Consider the following 23,107-nt stretch of genomic DNA (forward strand, 5'->3'; position numbering starts at 1 on the left):
CTGCAAATGGCTGGGTTAGTCCCGAAGCTTTTGAAAAAGAATATTTGAAAAATTTAGAGGGAACCGCTGTCTAATTATTTGGCTAGGATCAGTGTTTGGTTGATTGTATTGGTAAAGTCCCCCTTTGAAAAAGGGGGACTTAGGGGGATTATTTAAATATTTACCTTTCCCTAACCCTCTCCTAAAAGGAGAGGGAACATCGTGTATTAATCTAATTACATGACACTCCCTCTACCTATGGGAGAGGGTTGGGGGTGAGGGGTATGAATCAAGATAGTGTATGTGGTTAATTAATGAACTTTTAGTTATTATTTAACAAAACTGTTATTGGTAAACATAATGAATAAAAAAGTTGATATTTCAAGTGGGGAAGAAGTTGCTAAAAAAGATTAAAAAGAAACACGATTGACCTGTGGAATTATAATGCCGATAGCAACGATGTCATCAGAATACACAGCAGATCATTGGTCTGATGTAAGGCATATATTACATAATGCAATTGAGAAAGCTGGCTTTACACCAAGAATTGTAAGTGATTCAGAGGAAAGTACAGTTATTCATGGTTCGATTATTAATAATATTTACAACGATGCAATTATTGTTTGTGATGTAAGTAATAAGAATGCAAATGTCATGTTTGAATTGGGAATGAGATTGGCTTTTAATAAACCTGTGGTAATAGTGAAAGATGATAAAACAGATTATTCATTTGATACCGGTAACATTCAGCATGAACCATATAGAAAGGATTTAAGACATAGTACAGTTGAAAAGTTTATTGATGATTTAAGTAAGAAAATTATAAAAACTTATGAGGCATCACAAAAAGAAGAATATCAATCTTTTTTGAGTTATTTCGGGAAGTTTGAAGTAGCTAAAGTAGAGAATAAGCCTATTGGTGAAAGTGAGGCTTTAGAAAAACTTTTAAATAAAATGACTCTTTTGGAATCTCAAATTAAAAATTTGAATCATATCAATTTAGAATCAAATACTATATTGAGCACAGATAATTTAATGATTGATTATCAGATACAATATCCAGACAAATTATCTGTCATACTTAATGAGATTGAGGCGACTATTCCTGTGATCAAGGAAGTTAGCTATTCTTTTGAAAAAGAAAAGTTTTATATCAAATTTAACGAAAAAATTTCGATGAATTATGCAAAAAAATATGATGAAAAAATTAAAAATATTATTAAAGGTAATGATGATGAATTACCGTTTTAGATAATGAAATTTGGCAATACTGAGTCTAAGAAAAACCCGCTTTCGCGGGTTTTTCTTTTAAATAAAGATCAGATTAACCAATCAATTTCTTCATTAATTCATTTACTTGTGCAGAGTTGGGTTCAGGATGCCAAATCGATAGAACTATCAGTTTCATTCATTTCTTTAGATTCATCTTTATCAGCACTATTCTTCATCAGCTTGAGAAAATTTAAAGCTTCTTTCATATCATCGGCAGTATTTAAGAATCTTGTAGCAAGTATAATCAGTGCGATACTAATTATATTATCGAACCAAGTTACTTTTAAAAACTCAATCCATCCAACTAATGTAAATATAGCTAAAGTAAGGAAACAAGCATACAAGACATAATTTAACTTGGATACATTACTTGAGGTATATCTCTTTGTTTTAAAAGTAATTACATTATTATTGCTGTTATATGTAAGAAATCTACTTCCCCAGTAGTAATGATCTGTGGCTTGATCAAAGTTTACTAAACCCTTTTCATGTAAATTGATTAAATAGTGAAGTAATTCTGCATTCATATCTTTGGAGCGAGTAATATTTTGAGCAGCTTTATCTCTTAATAATTTGGGATACTTACTTTCATCTGCTTTATAAAATTTTTCAAAATATTCGATAAAATTATCTAATTCGTCCTTAAACTTTTTACGTTTGTGTTCGCCGATTGCATGTAAGGATTTAGGAATAGAGAATATTGCTACTACTATGCCAATAAGAGCTACGATGACATCGATTGATTCCATTATTTTTATTCAAATAATCATGATGTTTTAGTATATAAAAAAGCCCCGATAAATCGAGGCTTTTTTATTCAAATTAATGGTTTAAATCAACCAATCAATTTCTTCATCAACTCATTTACTTGCGCAGGGTTCGCTTTACCTTTTGCTGCTTTCATGACTTGACCAACCAGACCATTGAAAGCTTTCTCTTTACCAGATTTATACTCTTCAACCATCTTCTCGTTGGCAGCAAGTACTTCCTTAATAATCGCTTCAATCGCACCTGTATCAGTTTCCTGTTTCAAGCCTTTTTCAGCAATAATCTCGTCCGCAGATTTGCCTTCTTCCCACATAAAGCCGAATACTTGCTTCGCGATCTTACCGTTAATCGTGTTATCCACAATACGCGCGATCATACCGCCAAGTTTTTCCGCAGATACAGGAGAATCCGCCAAATCTAAGCCTGCTTTGTTTAGCGCCCCTGAGAATTCGCCCATCACCCAGTTTGCAGACACTTTACCTTGTGCAGCGCCGCCAGCAGCAGCGACAACTTCTTCGTAAAACTCTGACATTTCACGTGTAAGCGTTAAAACGTGTGCATCGTACTCAGTCACACCAAAGTCCGCCACGAAACGTGCACGGCGTGCAGCAGGAAGCTCAGGCATGGTTGCTTTAATGGCTTCGATTTGCTCATCAGCAATCACCACAGGCAACAAGTCTGGGTCAGGGAAGTAGCGGTAATCGTTCGCTTCTTCTTTAGAACGCATTGAACGCGTTTCCATCTTTACAGGGTCGAACAGACGCGTTTCCTGATCAATGGTGCCATTCCAGTCCAGAATTTCCATTTGACGTTCAATTTCAACATTGATCGCTTGTTCAATGAAACGGAATGAGTTCAGGTTTTTCAATTCACAACGTGTACCAAACGGTTGACCCGGACGACGTAACGACACGTTACAGTCACAACGGAACGAACCCTCCGCCATGTTACCGTCAGAAATACCTAACCAGCGCACTAAAGTGTGAATTGCCTTGATATAAGCAACCGCTTCTTCAACCGAACGCATATCCGGTTCAGAAACGATTTCAAGCAGCGGCGTACCAGCACGGTTCAAGTCGATGCCTGACATACCTTCGAACTGATCATGAATCGATTTGCCGGCATCTTCTTCGAGATGCGCACGGGTTACGCCAATGCGTTTAACCGTGCCATCTTCAAGCTGGATGTCGATATGACCCAAGCCCACAATCGGGTTGTCCATCTGGCTGATCTGATAGCCTTTTGGAGAGTCCGGATAGAAGTAGTTTTTACGCGCAAATACAGACGCCTGATCGATGTAAGCATCGATGCCCAAACCAAAGCGAATCGCAAGATCAACCACTTCTTTGTTTAATACCGGTAATACGCCCGGCATAGCCAAATCAACCAGGCTGGCTTGCGTGTTTGGATCATTACCGAAAACAGTCGATGAACCTGAAAAAATTTTGGTATTGGTGGCAAGCTGAGTGTGAATCTCGATACCAATAACGACTTCCCAACCATCAATCAGGTTGGATTTTGGTTTAGCCGATTTTTGAGCTTGAGCCATTATGCGTTCTCCTCAGCAATTGCAGCGCGTTTTGTATGCCAATCGGTGGCCTGTTGATACTGGTGTACCACAGACAACAATTGAGATTCTGACCAGTAATTACCAATCAGCTGTAAGCCAACTGGCAAGTTATTTTGGTCAAAACCGACAGGCGCGTTAATCGCAGGAAGACCTGCCAGATTTACCGCAAGCGTATAAATATCGCCCAGGTACATTTCAACTGGCGTTAAATCTGCACCAATTTTATAGGCAGTCGTTGGCGCAGAAGGTGCTGCAATGACATCGACCGATTCAAATGCTTTAAGGAAATCTTGCTGGATCAGGCGACGTACTTTCTGTGCTTTTACATAGTAAGCATCGTAATAACCTGCAGACAGGGCATACGTACCAATCAGGATACGGCGTTGCACTTCTGCACCAAAACCTTCTGAACGTGAACGCTTGTACAGGTCCATCAGGTCCACAGGATTTTCTGCGCGATAGCCATAACGTACGCCATCAAAACGTGACAGGTTAGAAGATGCTTCAGCCGGTGCGATCAGATAGTAAGTTGGAACATAAGCTTCTGTCATGTTGAGATCAATCTCAACCAGAATTGCGCCCATTTCTTCCAGTTTTTTTAGTGATTCTTCAACGCGTGCTTTAACGTCCGCATCCAGACCTTCAACATTGAAGTACTGTTTAGGAATACCGATACGCAGACCTTTTACAGAAGTCCCGTTCAGGTTGGCAACGTAGTCATCAACATCTTTGTCCATTGAGGTTGAATCTTTGGCATCATGACCCGCCATGACATTCATCAGATAAGCACAGTCTTCAGCCGAACGTGCCATCGGGCCGCCTTGGTCTAAAGATGATGCATACGCGATCATACCAAAACGTGATACACGGCCATAAGTTGGTTTCAGACCAGTCAGACCACAAAAAGAAGCCGGCTGACGGATTGAACCACCGGTATCCGTACCGGTTGCAAATGGTGCCAGATCAGCAGCAACAACTGCAGCAGAACCACCTGAAGAACCGCCCGGAACGTGATCCAGTGCCCAAGGGTTTTTGGTCGAGCCAAAATAAGAAGACTCGGAAGTAGAACCCATGGCGAATTCGTCCATGTTCACTTTACCAAGTGTGACTAAGCCCGCAGCTTTACCTTTCGCTACAACGGTCGCGTCGTAAGGAGAGATAAAATTGTCCAGCATTTTAGAACCGGCTGTGGTTTTAATGCCTTGGGTACAGAAAATATCTTTATGTGCAATGGGCACGCCAGTCAGGGCAGTGGCATTGCCAGCTTTGATTGCAGCATCGGCAGCATCAGCTTGAGCTAATGCCTGTTCAGCAGTCACGGTCACATAAGCTTTGACCTGTGCATCAATTTTTTCGATGCGCTTTAAATAGTGTTGAGTCAATTCGCGGGATGAAAATTGAGCATTTGCCAAACCTTCAGTCAGTTCACGAATGGATAAGCGGTGTAAATCTGTCATGAGAAATAATTCTTTACGTTTAATTTAATAAAAAGAATGAACTGGGTAATAATTACTCAATCACGCGTGGGACGAGATACAAACCGTCCTGTACAGCAGGTGCAACTGCTTGGTATTCCTCACGATGATTGCTTTCCGACACGACATCTTCACGTAAAGGCTGTGGGTGGTCGAAAGGGCTTTTCAGTGGTTCAACACCGTCGGTATTGATACCTTTCAGGGTTTCCATCATGCCTAAAATTTTATTTAAACTTTGAGCATATTCAGCAGATTGCGTATCATTGAGAGATAACCTTGCAAGGTTGGCAATAGCTGAAACTGTTTCTGCACTTAAATCTGCAGAATGCTGTGCATCCGATGTAGACATAATATTACCTAATCAGTATTAAAAAAATTCAAATTATCATGCGTTATGATAAGCGATTGACTTGTCCAAATCATCACATTTAGTTAAAGTGGCGACCTTGCGTCCATATAAAGTTTAACTGAGAACGTCCCCGTGATTCTAAAACGACTAATAGGCTTGTTTTCGCCCGATCTTGCCATTGATTTAGGTACAGCAAATACACTTATTTATGCGCCAGGACGAGGCATTATATTAAATGAACCAACGGTTGTAGCCATCCGTCATAGTGGTTCACATAAAATTGTTGCGGCAGTCGGTCTTGAAGCGAAGCAAATGCTAGGTCGTACCCCAGCCAATATCTCAGCGATCCGTCCTATGAAAGACGGTGTGATTGCGGATTTTGAAGTCACTGAGACCATGCTGAATCAGTTCATTCGCAAAGTACATGAAAACCGTTTATTTACTCCGGCACCGCGTGTCGTGGTTTGCGTGCCATGTAAATCGACTCTGGTTGAGCGCCGTGCCATTCGTGAAGCCGTGTTTAATGCGGGCGCACGTGATGTACGTTTAATTGAAGAGCCAATGGCAGCAGCGATTGGTGCAGGTATGCCAGTTGAGCAGGCTTGTGGTTCGATGGTGGTCGATGTTGGCGGTGGTACCACTGAAATTGCAATCATTTCCCTACAAGGTTGTGTTTATGCAGATTCGTTACGGATTGGCGGTGATGTCTTTGATGAGCAGATCATTAACTATGTGCGTAAAGCGCATGGCTGTGTGATCGGCGAAACCACTGCTGAAGTGATCAAAAAAGAAGTGGGTATGGCGTTGCCAGATGAAGGTGCTAAACCGCTTGAAATTGAAGTTCGTGGCCGTAACCTCGCAGAAGGTGTGCCTCGCGCAATCGTGGTTAATTCTGACGAAGTCACCCAAGCGATTTCTGATCCATTGCAAAACATCGTGTCTGCTGTGAAATCTGCTTTAGAACATACCCCTCCTGAGCTTTCTTCGGACATCGCTGAACGTGGTATCGTGTTAACCGGTGGTGGTGCATTGCTACGTAACCTGGACAAGCTGCTTGCCAAAGAAACTGGCTTGCCAGTGGTGGTGGCAGAAGATCCACTATCATGTGTGACTCGTGGTGGCGGCAAGGTACTCGAATTTTTCGACAACCCAAATCATGACATGTTATTCGTAGGCTAAGAAAAGGATTCGGCGGGTGCAAGCACATCTGTTTTCTCGACAACCGCCATCTTTTCGCTCTTTTATCATTGCATTGGTAACATGCCTGGTGGTGCTTTTCTTTGATTGGCGCATGCCGCATGTTGTTCAACCTGCAAGGGATGTCCTGTACGCTGCTTATAATCCTATTTATGCGGTGGCCAGCTATCCGGTATTGTCGCGAGAGTGGTTGAATCAACAAACCAAGTCTGAAGCTCAATTGCGTCGGGAAAATACCGCGATGCAGGCCGAGCTGTTACAGGCACAGGTACGCTTACAAAAAATCTCTGAACTTTCTGCTGAAAATACCCGTTTGCGCGGTCTATTGGACACGCCACTGATCATTGATGGACGTATTGAAATTGCCGAGGTGATTGGCACCGATGCCGATCCATTACGGCATATTATCGTGATCAACCGGGGTTCGAATAACGAGCTGAAAGTCGGGCAAACGGTACTGGATGACAAGGGTATCATGGGGCAGATTATCAATGTCTATCCGCATAGTAGCCGGGTCATGCTGTTGTCTGATAAAGAACATTCACTGTCAGTGCGCCTGGAACATACCGGAATGCGTGCCATTGTTTCGGGCACGGGCGATCTGGGACGTTTAAAAATGGAATATGTACCGACCAGTGCTAACATCAAGGTTGGTGAAAAAGTCTATAGTTCGGGCTTGGGACAACATTTCCCGGCAGGTTATCTGGTAGGGCAGGTGTCTAAAGTACAACGGCATAATTCCGGTGAATTTGCCCAGATTGATGTCACGCCTGCAGCCCAACTGGCTGGTGGACATCATGTGGTGGTGTTATTTTCCGATTCATTAGCGATGGAGCAACCGCATGTCAATCGCTAAGATGAAATCCAGAAAGCATCGTGATCCTTTAATGGCTATTGTCATTTCGGTGATTGTGGCTTCTATTTTAATGGTCTATCCACTTTCCTATAATCTCTCGGGCTGGCGTCCGCTGTTTATGCTGATGATCATGCTTTTCTGGGTGCTGTGCCAGCCGACCTGGTGTGGGATCTGGTTTGCCTTTGGTACCGGTATTTTTATTGATCTGCTGCTGGATGCACCTTTGGGTCTGAATGCGCTGAGCTTTATCATTATTGCCTTTTTAGCCCGCTTTCTAACCCGTGAGCGCCGTATCCTGACCTTTAATAATCTCTGGGTGATTATGGGGCTGGCGATTGTCGCGCATCTGCTAATGATCTTTTTTTCCCAGATTGTGGCTGGCGTGCAATTTTCTTATGCAAGGCACTGGATTCCGATGCTGACCAGTATTCTGGTTTGGCCTGCTATTTATTATGTGCTCAAAAAATGGCGCGTATAATTCTTGCTTCGAGCTCACCCCGGCGCCGCGAGTTGTTACAGCAACTCGGGCTGAGCTTCGATATTCACAGCCCAGAAATTGACGAATCGGTACAAGCAGGCGAGTCGGTCGCAGCCTATGTTGAACGTCTGGCACGAGCCAAAGCAGATGCCGTGGCTGAGTATTATCCAGATGCCATCATCATTGCTGCGGATACCAGTCTGGGGGTGGATCAGGAGATTCTGGGTAAGCCTGAATCCAAACAACATGCGATTGAAATGTGGACAAAAATCTCCGGTCGATGGCATGATGTATATAGCGGTGTCTGTGTTCGTACAAAGCATGAAAAATACAGTATAGTGGTGCGCACACAGGTCGAATTTCAAATCCTGAGCGCTGCAGATATGGAAAGTTACTGGGCGACAGGTGAGCCACTGGGTAAAGCCGGGGCTTATGCGATTCAAGGAATTGCTGCACGTTATATTCCAAAAATACAGGGCAGTTATTCCAATGTGGTGGGCTTGCCCTTATATGAAACAGTACAGTTATTACAGACGGTTAAGGCACTAAATTAACTGCTGAAAAAAAATTCTTATAATGTTTTGAGTGTATTTATGTCTGACGAGTTGTTGATTAACGTCACGCCGATGGAATGTCGGGTCGCGTTAATTGAAAACGGCACGGTCAATGAGCTGTTTGTCGAGCGTACGGCCAAGCGTGGCCTGGTAGGGAATGTCTATAAAGGAAAAGTGGTGCGGGTCTTACCCGGCATGCAGGCTGCTTTCGTGGATATCGGACTTTCTCGTACTGCGTTTTTACATATCAATGATATGGTCTGGCCCCGCAATCAGCCAACCCCGAATGTCTTTGAGCTACTTCAACCGGGACAAGTCCTCACGGTTCAGGTGATGAAAGATATGCTTGGTACCAAAGGCGCACGCCTGTCTACCGATCTGTCGATTCCTTCGCGTTATTTGGTGCTGATGCCATATGGCAATCATATCGGTGTATCGCAACGGATTGAATCCGAGGAAGAGCGCAATCGCTTGCGTTCGATCATTGAGCGGATTCAGGCAGAACATAAGCTGCCAGGTTCAGTGATTGTACGTACTGCGGCAGAAGGGATTGAAGAAGAAGCCATTGCACAGGATATGGCTTATCTGGCCAAGCTTTGGGAATATATCCAGCGCAAGCAAAAGATTATTGCAGTACCGTCTTTGATCTTTGAAGAATTGCCTTTGCCGCAACGGGTGATTCGTGATCTGGCCAATGAAGAAACTGCTAAAATTTACGTGGATTCACGTGAAATTCATGCCAAGCTGCAGGAATTTGTCGAAGAATTTGTCCCGAATATGAAAGACCGTTTGCTGCATTATCCGGGCGAGCGGCCAATTTTTGACTTGTATAATGTCGAAGAAGACCTGCAAAAGGCATTGCAAACTCGTGTCGCATTGAAGTCCGGCGGCTATCTGATGATTGACCAGACTGAAGCCATGGCCACGATTGATGTCAATACTGGTTCTTATGTTGGTGGTCGTTCGCTGGAAGATACGGTTTTTAAAACCAATATGGAAGCGACCGATGTCATCGCACGTCAGTTACGGCTGCGTAATCTGGGCGGAATTATTATCATTGATTTCATTGATATGCAGGAAGCGCAGCATCGTGAAGAAGTAATGAAACAGTTTGAGCGCATGCTGGAACGTGACCATGCCAAGACCAAGATTACTCAGGTATCGGAACTGGGCCTGGTAGAAATGACCCGGAAACGCACCCGTGAGTCGCTGGAACATTTGCTCTGTGAATCTTGTCCGACCTGTCAGGGACGTGGTTATGTCAAAACAGCCGAGTCAGTATGTTACGAAATATTTAGGGAAATTCTGCGTTATGCCCGTGCTTATGAGTCACAGAGTGGCTTTACTGTCGTCGCGCATCCTGCTGTCATTGATCGATTATTGACGGCAGAAGCGCCTGCAGTCGCTGATCTAGAACATTTCATTAATCGTGTGATTAAGTTCCAAGTGGAAAATCTGTATACGCAAGAGCAATACGATATCATTCTCAGCTGAAATTGTAACAGAATATCGTTAAACACTTGTTACATCTGAAATTTTACAACCGGGCCTTTATTTACAATACTAGATGCATGAATTAGCCAAAGCCGTTTCTCCCAGTTTCAGGCTTAGCAAAAGGAGTGTGTGATGAGTATGAGTAAAGCAGTAATCCATAAAGGCCTAAAACACGTATTAGAACCAAAGACTGTACATGCGGGATATATCGTCGATGAGCGCGGTAATGAAGTTCAGATTACCGCGAGCATGATCCGTAACGTCTGCCATCAATTACTACAACAGTGCCGTACTATTAAAAGCTGATTATATTTGTGCATTGTTTTTAACTTGTCAAAAAATGATTTGGATAGACGTTTAAATAGAGAAGTCATCCAAAATTTCTAAAATAATTTAAAAAGATTCCAAAAAATAAAGAAAAGGGACCAGATCGGTCCCTTTATTCTGTGCTCAAAGACTGGCAAAAATGATCAGCACCTTTGGCAGCCCATCTATCTTATTTATTCATCCGCGGCTAGCTTACCGCCCGTAACTTTGGGACAGGTTCGCCATCTACAATAAGTTCAAAACGTTGAATTTCTTCTTCCAGATGCGTCAGCAAGTTCTGCATTTTCGGCAGAGCATTACGACATGCGGTCAAGCCGACTTCCAGTTTGTCTAGATAGCTGGTCATGGTGATATTCAAGGCCTGACCATCGAGTACGATAGAAGCCGGATAAAGTGCTTCAAGACGTGCACCATTCCAGTAAAGGGGTTCTTGTGGTCCAGGTACATTGGAAATAATTACGTTAAAAGCCTGACGTGTCGGCATTAAACCGGAGGCAATGTTCAGACCTGCTGCACCATAGACAAAGGCGCTATAGTTCAAAATCTGGTTGGCATTCATGCGTTTGAAGCGTTCTTTGGCACTCAGTACACTACGGCGTACGATCTTGAGACGTTCCAGCGGATCTTCTTTATGCGTGCCCAGATTGGCTAGAATCATGGTAATACGGTTGGATACATCCGAGTCATCACTGCGAACCGAAGCTGGAACCATGGCAATTAACGGTTTTTTCGGTAAGGCATTTTGCGATAATAAATATTCACGTAATGCACCTGAACAAATGGCCAAGACAATATCATTAATGGTCACGCCCAATGCCTTGGAAATATGACGTAAGCGTGAAAACTCGAAAGACTGTGCTGCAAAGCGACGTGAAGCACTGACGCGTTGATTCAGAATACTGCTTGGTGCCTGGAAGCTGGACACATAATCGGGATTACGTCCCATATCCTTCATGACAGTTTGCGACAGTTCATAAGCAACTCGTGGCGCACATTCCAGTTGCCCCTTAATGGTCTGCAGGACATTCTTAAACCTGTTAACTTTAGGTGCTTTCAGGCGTTTGGCACGTGGCCCTTCTACACACCACGGCGGTACAATACTCTTGGCATGGGGGTCAAATGAAAGTGATTTTTCGACCAGACGCATGCCGGCAATTCCATCCACCATGGCATGGTGAATTTTGAAATACATGGCAAAACGGTTACCTTCAATACCTTCAATGATATGACAGGTCCATAAAGGTTTGGCACGATCAATCAGGGCACTATGTTCTTGAGAAATATAGGTTAGCAATTCACGGATACGGCCCGGTTTTGGCAGGGCAATATGACGAAAATGATGATCTAAATCAAATTCTTGGTCTTCATCCCAAAACAGGCCGTTTAAATAATTGTTAAAAGGTGGGATAGGGGAGCATTTCGAATTTTGGATATCCGTGACTAGATCCTGAATAAAGGAAGCTGGCGCATTGTCGGGAATTTGGAATAAAAATAGTCCACCTACATGCATAGGCTGCTGCCGTTTCTCTAAAGTTAAGAAAATAAAATCAATTGGATGTAATGGACGCATAGCGTGGATTGCCTCACTGCATTCTCTATGGCTTTTTTGCTAAAAGGCCTTGTTAGAATTATTACTTTAGTTTTTAAAGTATATCTTTTTTAGCATATAAATGAACTGCTTTATCTTGCCTCAACTGTGAAAAAGTGGCTATTGACAAGAACAAAATATCTTCCTAAGTTTATGAAATGTGAAAATTTTAGTTTTAAAATAGTTTTCTAAAAATGGTATTCACTAGGCGAAGTGGAGTGTAACTTAATAATTATGTGTTATTAAAAGAATAGCATTGTGTTCAATTTCACATTTTATACAAATAAATCAATGAACTAAAATTTTATAAATTCTTTAATTAAAATAATATTATCCCGATAAAAGGTAATTTATATCTTGTCACTAAATGTAAAATTATCAATTAAAAAGACTATCTTTATTAAAAAATAGTCTTTCAATCAATAGGAACGATAAAACTTAACTTTATTTTTTTAGATTGCCAGCATGTAAGCCACATTCTTTATGGGTAGCTTCTTCCCACCACCAGCGGCCTTCGCGTTCATGCTGATTTGGCAGCACAGGGCGAGTACAAGGTTCACAGCCGATAGAAACAAAACCTTTTTCATGCAAGGCATTATAAGGGACTTCCATCATACGGATATAGCTCCAGACATCTGCACTGGACCAGTTGGCTAGAGGATTGTACTTGATCAACTGTTTTCCCGGACCGGAGAAACCTGAATCTGCCTGAACCACAGGAATTTCATTGCGTGTACCCGGACTTTGGTCTTTGCGCTGACCAGTAATCCAGCCATCCAGCGTCGCCAGTTTTTTACGTAGCGGTTGAACCTTGCGTATACCGCAACATTCCTGATGGCCATCTTCAAAGAAACTGAATAAACCTTTGGTGGTCACTAAATTTTGTACTGCATCCGTTTCAGGGAAGCAGATTTCAATCTCGATATTATAATGCTTACGCACTCGTTCAATAAACTGATACGTCTCTGCATGTAGACGGCCAGTATCCAGACTGAATACCCGGAACGGTTTACCGAGATGCGATGCCATATCAATCAATACAACATCTTCAGCACCAGAAAATGAAATCGCAATTTCACCTTGCTGGCCCAGTGCAAGTGCCAAAATTTCATTGGGCGATTTATCCGCATATTCAGATGCAAGCGCATCAATACGATCAATAGTAGGAATGATGGTCATGAGAGTCCTGGCGATATAGGCTTGGAAAGGACATGGCCTATATTAGTTAATTTCACATCTATTTTAATAGAATTGATTTAATTGACTTATCACTAAAAAATAAATACTTATTAAAAAAATAGATTTAAAAAAGTACAGTGCAAAATCTGTTTCTTCAGCTATGATAGTGCAAAATTTTTTCAATACAACTTAGAGGGAATGTTCATGGAAGTCGTATGTCTAGATTTAGAAGGTGTGTTGGTTCCAGAAATCTGGATTAACTTTGCCAAAAAAACCGGTATTAAAGAGCTTGAAGTGACGACTCGTGACATTCCTGACTATGATGTACTGATGACCCAACGTCTGAATATTTTAAAACAGCACGGTTTAGGCTTGAACGATATTCAGGAAGTGATTGCAGAAATGGGTCCATTCCCAGGAGCAAAAGAATTTGTGAAATGGGTGAGTACGCATTTTCAATTAATTATTCTTTCAGATACTTTCTATGAATTTGCACATCCATTGATGAAGCAACTGGATTGGCCGACGATTTTCTGTCATAAACTGGAAACGGATGAAGCGGGCATGATCTCAGCCTATAAACTTCGTCAGCCAGATCAAAAACGTCAGGCTGTTAAAGCACTGCATGGTTTGAATTTCCGTGTGATTGCGGCAGGGGATTCTTATAACGATACTACAATGTTAGGTGAGGCAGACCATGGTTTCCTATTTGATGCGCCTGAGAACGTGATTGCTGAATTCCCGCAATTCCCGCCAATTCGTGGTTATGATGCGTTAAAAGAAGCAATTCGTAATGCTTCAGTGCGTGATATCCCTGCTTAAAGAATTTAAGTAAATAAAAAGGCGCTATAAGCGCCTTTTTTATTGAATCTATCAAAAAATCAGAAGCGGTAACCGATTTTCATGCCATATGCGATTGCAGTGTTATCGGTGAACTCTCCTACAACATTAGGGCCTGCTTTAGCCTCAGCGTCACCTAACCACATATAGCGAACACCTGCTTGAATAAAGTAATTTTCGGCTGGGCTATATTGTCCACCTAAACCTACACCCCAGTAACCTTCGGTTGGTCCTAGTGTTGTTACAGGATTACCTGCACCTGAGTCATAACTTACTAAAGCAGAGCCAGACCATTTGTCGCTAAATTTACGGCCAACACCAACATTTGCAGACCATTGATCATCTGAGTAGTCAATCAAATTACTACCTGAGCGTAATTTTAATAAATTAGGTGTTACTGCAAATTGGCTCCAATTTACCCAGCGTACGTTAGCAAAGGCTAAAGTATTTGCTGCAATACCTGTTTGAAGATCTAAATTTACAGATTGAGGTGTTGTAGCTGTAACATCTGGTGAAAGAGGCGATGCAATAGTTCCAAATCCAAAACTCTCTGTTGAATTTGCCTCATGATCGATTTCTGAACGATAAGTAATAGCTGCTTTTAAAGCAATTTCAGGGATTTGATAAGCGAAACCAGCAAGCCAGCCCCAAGCTTCTTCTTCATCAAGTTTAATATCATAGCCCGAATTTCCATAAGCTGCACCTCGTAATGCAATTTTAGCTTCTACAGTTTGCCAAACAGGTCCAGCATAAAAATTCCAGTTTTCAGTTGGTTGATAACCGATTAAAGCTGTAAGGTTATTAGTTTTTACTTCTACTTGAGTGCTTTCTCGTTGAGTACTAAGAGGATTTACTTGTGAAAAACTTACATTATTTGTTGGATAAATTGAATCGGCACCATAAGGTTGATCATAAATCAGACCTAAAGATATTTTATCAGTTGCTTGAACTTTAATAGCAGCAGATGGAAAGTAGTAGTCTTCTGCCATGTCGCTGATAGATTCATTACCTAGTTGAGGAATAGATTTTCCAGATACGCTAGGATCAATCACAGTAATACCTGCTTCAGCATAATTACCCGGCTGTAAAAAAGCAGAAATAGATTGACCAGAACGGTCTAGGCCAGCTGCTTGAACTGCAGAAAGAGGTAAAGTGCTAAGTAAAATAGCAGAATAAATTTTATTGAGCTTCATGGTACGTTCCCTGATGCCATCTGTAACAAAAATGTGCAGGAAAAGTAACATAATTTTAAAAAGAGTAAATACTCAGCTCTGTTGAAGAAATGAACTAAGGCGGTTAAGGAAAGAGCTTGATTAGAGTTTTTATACTAATTTTATTGGTATAAATATATGAAAAATATCAGATTAAATTAACTTTAAATAATGTGAAAGGATTGAAGTTCTGTTAATTTTAATTGGTGCTAAAATAATCGAATGATATGCAAGTGAATAAAAATAGAGTAAAAAAGTTAAAAAAACCACCCGAAGGTGGTTTTTTTATTAAGGATATCTTAGAAACGGTAACCCATTTTTAAGCCATATGCCCATGCTTTATTGTCTTCAAATTCAGCGACGTATTCAGAACTACCAGCTTGCGCGCCTGTTTGTGCTTTTGCATCACCTAACATGAAGTATTTAACACCACCCGCGATGAAAGTAGCTGGTGTTGGACTGTACTGAAGACCTAAGCCTACATTCCAATAACCTTCAGTTGGACCAAGTGTAGATACAGGGTTACCTGCACCAGAGTCCCAACCTACAGATACGTTACCAGCCCATAGATCATTAAATTTACGACCCACACCTACAGTTGCTGAAATTTGGTCATCTTCATATTCAACAAGATTGAAGCCATCTGGGCGATCCACAATAGGGCCAACTGCTTCTGATATTAGACCAAATTTATAAGGTTGAATTGAGAATTTAGACCATTCAACCCAGCGAACATTCGCAAAAGCTACAGTATTCGCCATAATACCTGTTTGGAAATCAAGGTTTACAGACTGTGGAGTAGTAATTTTTGTCTCACCACTTGCTGCTGCAATAGCTGCTGCTGCTGCTGCCCCATTTGGGAGCAAAGCTAAAGCTGGTAAGGTTGGAATACTTTCATTCATATTAACATCATGGTCAATTTCAGAACGATAAGTAATAGATGCTTTTAATGCAATTTCAGGAATTTGGTAAGCAAGACCGGCTAACCAACCTACAGAACTATCTTCTGGAATAGACGTATCGTAACCATTGTATAAGCTGTAAGCCTGACCACGTAATGAAACATTACCTTTGATCGTTTGGTAAACTGCGCCACCGTAAATATTCCAATTCTCAGTTGGTTGGAAACCTGCAATAAATGATAAATTTTGAGTATCTACTTCTACGCTTGTACTACCAGTTCCTAATAAGCCGTTGACATCAGCTAAACCAGCATCTACGCGTGCAGTTACCCCTGCAAGTACACCAGCATCAATTTGTGCTCTTACTGCATCAACAGTATTATACGCATTTAAAGTCCCAGTATACTGTGCTTGACCAATTGGAGTGGTTAAGTCAACACCCTGCGCTTGTAAAGCCGCTCCAACTCTTTGCTCTGGAGTCAACGCATTAAAGTTGGTATTAATTGTATTTTGACGAATTCCTGCTAACGCGTCAGGAGCTAAAATTGTATTCGTAGAATCGGAAACAAATACGTTATTACCTGTATAGGTAGCATCTGCTCCAAACGGTTGGTCATATAAAATACCAACTGAAAATTTGCTGGTTGGCTGAAATTTTAAAGCAGCACTTGGAAAATAATAATCACCCGCCATATCACTAATATTACGGCGAGTATCACTTGTTCCAGCTTCTTTACCAGATACATCTGGGTCTAGGACAGAAATACCTGCTTCAAAGTAATTACCTGGTTGTAGGAAGGCTGCAATAGATTGGCCTGAACGATCTAAAGCTGCTGCAAAAGCACCCGTCATTGGTACAGTTGCAAGAATCATTGCAGTAGTTAATGTTTTTAATTTCATTTACGTCTTTCCTTGAGGTACAAATTTATATCTAGCGTTGTTGTTTGCACTTATTAAATTCTTGGAGATTTCGGGTATTTATCCGCAATCATTTGTTACTCCATGTGACAAAAATAGCACAATTAAAATAAGAGTAAATGCTCTAGAAAAAACTAATTAGTCTAAAAAAGCATCAAAATAGAGTTTTTACACCAAAAAATAGCCTCATTTTGAAATAAGTATTTGAAAGTAATAGAAATAAAATAATGAAGAAAAAATGATTTTTTGTATAAAAAATATTCTAAAAATATGAAGATTAACGCTAATTTTTTGAAGTATAGATCACATTTTGAAAGGATGGTGCGCCCTGCGGGACTCGAACCCACGTCGGTCGCTTAGGAGGCAACTGCTCTATCCAGTTAAGCTAAGGGCGCGAAAAGAAGGCTATTGTACTGTAAAAAATACAAAAAAAAGTTATTGCCGAAGCAATAACTTTTAAGGACTCATAGCTACAGGAGTTGTCTAGGTATTTTTAGGCTTAAGTAACTTAAACAGACCGAACATGACCACGATCCAAAGCGGGATCATCAAAATAGATTCCTGGAATCCTTGCGTCCACATGATGTAAAGAATCGTAAGAATAAAACCAAGAACCAGAATATTGCCCGCTGGAGACCACAGCGCAGGGAAGGAAGTCTTCTGTCCTAGCTTTTTCATGCTCTGAATGAACTTGAGATGGGTCAGCGTAATCATGGCCCAGTTCAATACCAATGCACCGACTACGATGTAAATCAGATGACTTAAGGCATCTTCAGGCACGAAGTAGTTGAGTAGCACACAGCCGAAAATCAGCACGGCAGAAAACAATACAGCAGGAATTGGCGTACCTTGCTTATTCACTTTCATGAAGACTTTAGGTGCATTTCCTTGTTGAGCCAGACCATAGAGCATACGGCTGTTGGCATACATACCACTGTTATACACAGATAGTGCTGCTGTCAGAATAATAAAGTTCAGCAAATGCGCTGCCCAGCCAATTCCCAATTGGCTGAAAATCATCACGAACGGACTTTTGTCCAGACCACCAAGCTCAAGCTGATTCCAAGGCACGAGTGACAACAGAATCGTCAAGGCACCAACATAGAAAATCAGAATACGGAAAACCACCTGATTAATGGCTTTCGGAATAGTTTTTTCCGGATTTTCAGCTTCTGCAGCCGCCATACCAATGAGTTCGATACCACCGAAGGCAAACATTAAGAATGCCAGCATGTAGAACAGACCTTCAAAACCATTCGGGAAGAAACCGCCCGCGGTCCAAAGGTTAGTAAAAGATGCGCCTGAAGAAGCATCAGCAGTCAGGATCAGATACAGGCCAAAGACAATCATCGAGATGACCGCAGTCACTTTAATGATGGAAAGCCAGAATTCTGATTCACCGTAGAATTTCACATTGCCGAGATTGACCAGTGTAATCACGATAAAGAAAAACAATACCGATGCCCAGGCTGGAATATGCGGCCACCAGTAGTTAATATATTTCGCAACCGCAGTAAGTTCGGTCATGGCCACCAGGATATACAAAATCCAGTAGTTCCAACCCGCAAGGAAACCAGGGAATTTGCCCCAGTATTTATAAGCAAAATGGCTGAATGAACCTGCGACAGGTTCATGAACAATCATCTCACCCAATTGACGCATGATTAAAAATGCAATCAGGCCCCCAATGGCATAGCCTAAAATAATAGAAGGACCCGCAGATTGGATCACCTGTGCGGAACCTAAGAATAAGCCTGTGCCAATTGCACCGCCCATGGCGATCAACTGAATATGACGGTTCTTTAAGCCACGCTGAAGTTGTGAAGACTCGTTATTCAAAGTGTTCAGCCCGACAATGGAAAATGATAAGTGGCTGATTGTAATTGATCAGACTAAAGAAGCCTAGTCCATCCTAAGAATGAAATATTGTTGAAGGAATGATAAAAAATATTCATATAAATAACTGAAATAAAATATAAATGAATCAATATATTAATTTTATTGAAAGTGTAACTGACGAGTTCTCTTTTTTCTTGGATAAAACACAAATGCCGTTTTTTTATACTAAGGTCTGGCAGTCAAGCAGTTCTGCTTTCAACATACTATACTTTGAATATAAATATTGAATAACCCGTACGAAAACAAAGACAAGTCAAAGGATGAAATAATTCATGAGTTTTGCCGCCCAAATCAAGATTCCTGCCACCTATATGCGTGGAGGCACCAGTAAAGGTGTTTTCTTTAAGCTGGATGACCTGCCTATAGCAGCACAACAGCCGGGCCGGATTCGTGATCAGCTTTTGCTGCGCGTGATTGGTAGTCCAGACCCTTATGGGAAGCAGATTGATGGTATGGGTGGTGCCAGTTCCAGTACTAGTAAAACGGTCATTCTGTCAAAAAGCCTGCACGCTGATCATGATGTCGATTATTTATTTGGTCAGGTGTCAATTGACCGTCCTTTTGTAGACTGGAGCGGTAACTGCGGCAATCTGACCGCGGCAGTGGGAGCATTTGCCATTTCCAATGGTCTGGTCGATGCCGAACGTATTCCTGAAAATGGGTTATGCACGGTACGGATCTGGCAGGCCAATATCCAGAAAGCCATTATTGCACATGTGCCGATGCAAGATGGTCAAGTGCAGGAATTGGGTGATTTTGAACTGGATGGCGTAACCTTTCCTGCGGCGGAAGTGCAGATCGAGTTTCTGGATCCAGCCGATGACGATGCTGAAGGTGGTTCGATGTTTCCGACAGGCAATCTGGTCGATACTTTGGAAGTGCCCAATATTGGCAGCTTCGAAGTGACCATGATTAATGCCGGCATTCCAACTGTATTTTTAAATGCGGGAGATCTCGGCTATAAGGGCACAGAGCTTCAGGATCATATCAATAATGACGTGGCAGCCCTGACAAAATTTGAGACAATTCGTGCCTATGCGGCGAAGCAGATGGGACTGATTCAGAATATTGCAGAAGCCGTAACCCGACAACACACGCCAAAAATTGCCTTTGTTGCACCACCGAGTAGCTATACCTCTTCAAGTGGCAAAACTGTCACTGAATCAGACACCGATATTCTGGTTCGTGCCTTGTCTATGGGTAAACTCCATCATGCCATGATGGGTACGGCTGCGGTGGCGATTGGTACAGCTGCAGCAATTCCCGGAACACTGGTGAACCGGGTCGCAGGCGGAGTAGAGCGTGAAGCGGTGCGTTTCGGTCATCCTTCCGGGACGTTGAGAGTCGGTGCACAAGCAAGTTTTGAAAATGGTGAGTGGAAAGTGAAAAAGGCCATCATGAGCCGGAGTGCCCGCGTCTTGATGGAAGGCTGGGTGCGCGTACCAGAAGATGTTCTCGTTTAAATGCTGTGCATACATTTAACCTGAATAAAACCACCGGTTCTGCGGTGGTTTTTTTATGGTTTAAAATCTCTGACTTGCTTATTTGATGTTGAATAGCAAATTTCAGCAGAACAATTCAATTTATGGCTGAAAATTCAAGGCATTTCTAGGTACAATGCCTGATCAGCGTACAGGCATTTATTCGCTTGTCATTTTATTCTTCTGGACTACGTATTCGAGGCGAATGTGTCATCTATCACTGACGTATCAACCCATGCACTCACTCAAGCACAACACCGCATTCAACAGGATTTATTGACCGCTCTGGAAGCCTTTGCTATTCCGGAACCTTTAAGGTCGGCAGTCCATCATGCTGTGATGCTTGGCGGTAAACGAGTACGTCCAGCACTATGCTATGCCACCGCCGCATTAAAACCCAACCAGAATAGCGCTGCAGTGCGCCGTGCAGCGGTTGCGATCGAGTTTATTCACTGCTATTCACTGGCCCATGATGATCTGCCGTGTATGGACAATGATTTGCTACGTCGTGGCCAGCCGACCTGCCATGTAGCTTATGGGGAAGATACAGCGTTGCTGGCAGGTGATATCCTGCAGTCTATGGCTTTTGAAACTTTGAGCAGTCGTCTGTTTGATCAGGGGCCAGCGGTAGAAGCTTCCATTGTACTGAAGCAGATGCAGATTCTGGCAACCGCTTCTTCGAAAATGGTGAATGGTCAGGTTTTAGATTTGCAGTCTGAAGGCAAGAAAATCGATCAGCAAGCACTGGAAAATATTCATCGCAATAAAACCGGTGCTTTGATTAGTGCCGCGATCATGATGGCGGCGGTGACTATTTTTGAGGGTACCGATCTGGCCATTCCTAAATTACGTGAGTTTGGACAGGCGATTGGTCTGGCCTTTCAGGTACAGGATGATATTTTGGATATTATTTCCGATACCGAAGTGTTGGGGAAAACAGCCGGCAAGGATGAACAGGTAGAAAAATCGACCTATCCGGCATTGATGGGTTTGGAGCAGGCCAAGGCCTATGCCCAGCAATTACATGATCAGGCGATCAATGCCTTGAACCATTTTGAAGGGGCGGAAGAGTTGAGGCAAATTACCCAGTTCCTGCTCACGCGCAAAAGCTGATTGAAAAATTATTTTTCTAAAAAAATTTAAAGGAACCGCATAAAAAAAGAGGACTTGAAGTCCTCTTTTTAGTTGATACAGAATTATTTGCTTTCGTTATACAGGCGTTCAGCTTCTTCAAAGCGATCGGTAATTTCTGCTGTTGGTGCTTTACCCATCAGGCTCACCACCACAATCGCCAGCATTGAACAGATAAAACCAGGAACGATTTCATACAGGCCAGTGTCAGCAAACAGGTTCTTCCAGAAAATAACTACGACTGCACCCACGATCATACCGGCCAGAGCACCATTCAAGGTCATGCGTTTCCAGAACAATGACAGGATAATCAGCGGACCAAAGGCGGCACCAAAACCTGCCCAGGCATAGGCCACTAGACCCAGAACTTTAGATTCAGGATTACCCGCCATCCAGATCGCCAGCAAGGCAATCAGTAGCACCATCAAACGGCCAACCCAGACCAGTTCTTTTTGTGAGGCATTTTTACGCAGGAAAGATTTATAGAAGTCTTCCGTTAGAGTACTTGAGCAGACCAATAGCTGACAGCTTAAAGTACTCATTACTGCGGCAAGAATGGCAGCAAGCACCACACCGGCAATCCATGGATTAAACAGGATTTTGGTCAGTTCCATAAATACCGTTTCAGGATTGGCATTCACTGCAGCGGCCAGTTCCGGATGCTGCTGGAAATAGGCGATCCCAAAGAAGCCGGCTGCGACTGCACCGCCAAGACATAGAATCATCCAGGTCATGCCAATACGGCGTGCATTTGGAATCGACTTGACCGAATCGGCTGCCATGAAGCGCACCAAAATATGCGGCTGGCCAAAGTAACCCAGACCCCAGGCGAGCAGAGAAATAATCGCAACAAAGCTCAGATCACCCAGAATATTCATTGCTTGAGGACGAGCAGCTTCCAGTGCCAAAGTTACCTGAGACATATCTGAAAATGCCATCAACGTCACGATTGGTGTCAGCAACAAGGCAAAGATCATCAGACCCGCCTGAATGGTATCGGTCCAGCTGACTGCCAGGAAGCCTCCAATAAATACATAGCTGATGGTGGCAATGGCACTGATCCAGAGTGCGGTACTGTAAGACATGTCGAACATGCTTTCAAACAGGCGTGCACCTGCGACCATGCCGGAAGCACAGTAAATCGCAAAGAAAATCAGAATCACGAAAGCCGAAACAATACGCAGGATTTTCTTCTGGTCGTTAAAACGATTCGAGAAATAATCCGGCAGGGTCAGGGCATTGTGCTGAACTTCGGTATGCACCCTCAGACGGCCAGCAACCAGCAGCCAGTTGAGCCAGGCACCAATAATCAGACCGATGGCAATCCACATCTCAGACAGGCCGGAAAGATAAATCGCACCGGGCAGGCCCATGAGGAGCCAGCCACTCATGTCGGAAGCCCCTGCAGAAAGTGCAGTTACGAAACTCCCTAAACGTCGGCCCCCTAAGATGTAATCGGAAAAGTTGCTTGTCGCGCGATAAGCCATCAGGCCGATCACCACCATTGCGACAATATAGAAAAGAAAAGTAATTAAGGTTGGATTTAGGGAGCTCATACGGTATCCATTTTTAAGTTGGACAGTAGATCGAAACAAGGAATAAGACAGCTGCGAAAAGCTTTAATCCGAAAGCCAGGCAA

20 protein-coding genes and 1 tRNA gene are annotated in these 23,107 nt (G+C 42.5%); 10 read left to right on the forward strand and 11 right to left on the reverse strand.

Translation table 11 applies throughout. The annotated features are described in order from the left end of the window. The first annotated feature begins 423 nt into the window (after positions 1-423). Positions 424-1,230, forward strand: coding sequence for a hypothetical protein (locus tag NI464_RS12355; RefSeq protein ID WP_253138726.1), 807 nt, complete (start codon positions 424-426; stop codon positions 1,228-1,230). A 122-nt stretch (positions 1,231-1,352) separates the two neighbouring features. Here the strand turns inward: NI464_RS12355 and NI464_RS12360 are convergent, their stop codons facing one another. The 4 genes from NI464_RS12360 to gatC form a co-directional block, all read right to left on the reverse strand. After that, positions 1,353-2,000, reverse strand: coding sequence for a hypothetical protein (locus NI464_RS12360; RefSeq protein ID WP_044111234.1), 648 nt, complete (start codon positions 1,998-2,000; stop codon positions 1,353-1,355). Positions 2,001-2,086: 86 nt separating this feature from the next. Continuing rightward, on the reverse strand, positions 2,087-3,568 hold the full coding sequence (gene gatB, locus NI464_RS12365; protein ID WP_247143966.1) for an Asp-tRNA(Asn)/Glu-tRNA(Gln) amidotransferase subunit GatB: 1,482 nt from the start codon (positions 3,566-3,568) through the stop codon (positions 2,087-2,089). Then, positions 3,568-5,046 carry an Asp-tRNA(Asn)/Glu-tRNA(Gln) amidotransferase subunit GatA gene (gene gatA / locus NI464_RS12370; RefSeq protein ID WP_253138729.1) on the reverse strand — a complete coding sequence of 493 codons (1,479 nt, stop codon included), beginning with the start codon at positions 5,044-5,046 and terminating at the stop codon, positions 3,568-3,570. The genes gatB and gatA overlap by 1 nt, the downstream gene beginning before the upstream one ends. A gap of 52 nt (positions 5,047-5,098) precedes the next feature. Continuing rightward, positions 5,099-5,413: an Asp-tRNA(Asn)/Glu-tRNA(Gln) amidotransferase subunit GatC gene (gene gatC, locus NI464_RS12375; RefSeq protein ID WP_004279359.1), complete on the reverse strand. Its 315-nt coding sequence runs from the start codon at positions 5,411-5,413 to the stop codon at positions 5,099-5,101. Between the two features lie 132 nt (positions 5,414-5,545). Between gatC and NI464_RS12380 the strand changes: the two genes are divergently transcribed. The 6 genes from NI464_RS12380 to NI464_RS12405 all read left to right on the forward strand — a co-directional run bounded on the left by NI464_RS12380 (position 5,546) and on the right by NI464_RS12405 (position 10,298). Beyond that, positions 5,546-6,592, forward strand: a complete 1,047-nt coding sequence (locus NI464_RS12380) for a rod shape-determining protein (RefSeq protein WP_004279360.1) — start codon at positions 5,546-5,548, stop codon at positions 6,590-6,592. Between the two features lie 16 nt (positions 6,593-6,608). Next, positions 6,609-7,466 carry a rod shape-determining protein MreC gene (gene mreC, locus NI464_RS12385; protein ID WP_004279362.1) on the forward strand — a complete coding sequence of 286 codons (858 nt, stop codon included), beginning with the start codon at positions 6,609-6,611 and terminating at the stop codon, positions 7,464-7,466. After that, positions 7,453-7,944: a rod shape-determining protein MreD gene (mreD, locus tag NI464_RS12390; protein ID WP_004279364.1), complete on the forward strand. Its 492-nt coding sequence runs from the start codon at positions 7,453-7,455 to the stop codon at positions 7,942-7,944. The genes mreC and mreD overlap by 14 nt, the downstream gene beginning before the upstream one ends. Beyond that, positions 7,932-8,498, forward strand: a complete 567-nt coding sequence (locus tag NI464_RS12395) for a Maf-like protein (RefSeq protein ID WP_253138732.1) — start codon at positions 7,932-7,934, stop codon at positions 8,496-8,498. The genes mreD and NI464_RS12395 overlap by 13 nt, the downstream gene beginning before the upstream one ends. Before the next feature lie 39 nt (positions 8,499-8,537). Then, positions 8,538-9,992 carry a ribonuclease G gene (rng, locus tag NI464_RS12400; RefSeq protein ID WP_004646221.1) on the forward strand — a complete coding sequence of 485 codons (1,455 nt, stop codon included), beginning with the start codon at positions 8,538-8,540 and terminating at the stop codon, positions 9,990-9,992. Positions 9,993-10,124: 132 nt separating this feature from the next. Beyond that, entirely contained in the window at positions 10,125-10,298 is a 174-nt protein-coding gene (locus NI464_RS12405; RefSeq protein WP_004646222.1) for a PA1571 family protein, read from the forward strand. 208 nt (positions 10,299-10,506) lie between these two features. Here the strand turns inward: NI464_RS12405 and NI464_RS12410 are convergent, their stop codons facing one another. Together NI464_RS12410 and NI464_RS12415 are read right to left on the reverse strand one after the other, a co-directional pair. Continuing rightward, complete coding sequence (locus NI464_RS12410) at positions 10,507-11,889, reverse strand: WS/DGAT/MGAT family O-acyltransferase (protein WP_153566962.1); 1,383 nt, start codon at positions 11,887-11,889, stop codon at positions 10,507-10,509. A 462-nt stretch (positions 11,890-12,351) separates the two neighbouring features. Beyond that, positions 12,352-13,086 (reverse strand): phosphoadenylyl-sulfate reductase, encoded by a 735-nt coding sequence (locus tag NI464_RS12415; RefSeq protein ID WP_224216883.1) that lies wholly within the window; start codon positions 13,084-13,086, stop codon positions 12,352-12,354. 204 nt (positions 13,087-13,290) lie between these two features. Here NI464_RS12415 and thrH point away from each other — a divergent pair, with 204 nt between their 5' ends. Further along, complete coding sequence (gene thrH, locus NI464_RS12420) at positions 13,291-13,908, forward strand: bifunctional phosphoserine phosphatase/homoserine phosphotransferase ThrH (RefSeq protein ID WP_195725022.1); 618 nt, start codon at positions 13,291-13,293, stop codon at positions 13,906-13,908. Positions 13,909-13,967: 59 nt separating this feature from the next. Here the strand turns inward: thrH and NI464_RS12425 are convergent, their stop codons facing one another. From NI464_RS12425 to NI464_RS12440, 4 genes are all read right to left on the reverse strand, one after another. Next, positions 13,968-15,119, reverse strand: a complete 1,152-nt coding sequence (locus NI464_RS12425) for an OmpP1/FadL family transporter (protein ID WP_005247011.1) — start codon at positions 15,117-15,119, stop codon at positions 13,968-13,970. A gap of 317 nt (positions 15,120-15,436) precedes the next feature. Then, positions 15,437-16,939, reverse strand: coding sequence for an outer membrane protein transport protein (locus tag NI464_RS12430; RefSeq protein ID WP_184413590.1), 1,503 nt, complete (start codon positions 16,937-16,939; stop codon positions 15,437-15,439). 337 nt (positions 16,940-17,276) lie between these two features. After that, positions 17,277-17,352 (reverse strand) — tRNA-Arg (locus NI464_RS12435). 88 nt (positions 17,353-17,440) lie between these two features. After that, positions 17,441-18,796 carry an amino acid permease gene (locus NI464_RS12440; RefSeq protein ID WP_253138735.1) on the reverse strand — a complete coding sequence of 452 codons (1,356 nt, stop codon included), beginning with the start codon at positions 18,794-18,796 and terminating at the stop codon, positions 17,441-17,443. Positions 18,797-19,128: 332 nt separating this feature from the next. On the opposite strand from NI464_RS12440, the gene prpF reads away from it, so the two are divergent. Then, a complete protein-coding gene (gene prpF, locus NI464_RS12445) occupies positions 19,129-20,319 on the forward strand; it encodes a 2-methylaconitate cis-trans isomerase PrpF (protein ID WP_180180986.1) in 1,191 nt (396 codons plus the stop codon). A gap of 225 nt (positions 20,320-20,544) precedes the next feature. Further along, positions 20,545-21,450, forward strand: a complete 906-nt coding sequence (locus NI464_RS12450) for a polyprenyl synthetase family protein (protein ID WP_180180987.1) — start codon at positions 20,545-20,547, stop codon at positions 21,448-21,450. Positions 21,451-21,533: 83 nt separating this feature from the next. On the opposite strand, the gene putP is transcribed toward NI464_RS12450, so the two are convergent. Then, entirely contained in the window at positions 21,534-23,024 is a 1,491-nt protein-coding gene (gene putP / locus NI464_RS12455) for a sodium/proline symporter PutP (RefSeq protein ID WP_044111220.1), read from the reverse strand. Positions 23,025-23,107 lie beyond the last annotated feature (83 nt).

It is taken from the genome of Acinetobacter lwoffii (genome assembly GCF_024129685.1).
Classification (GTDB): domain Bacteria; phylum Pseudomonadota; class Gammaproteobacteria; order Pseudomonadales; family Moraxellaceae; genus Acinetobacter; species Acinetobacter lwoffii_X.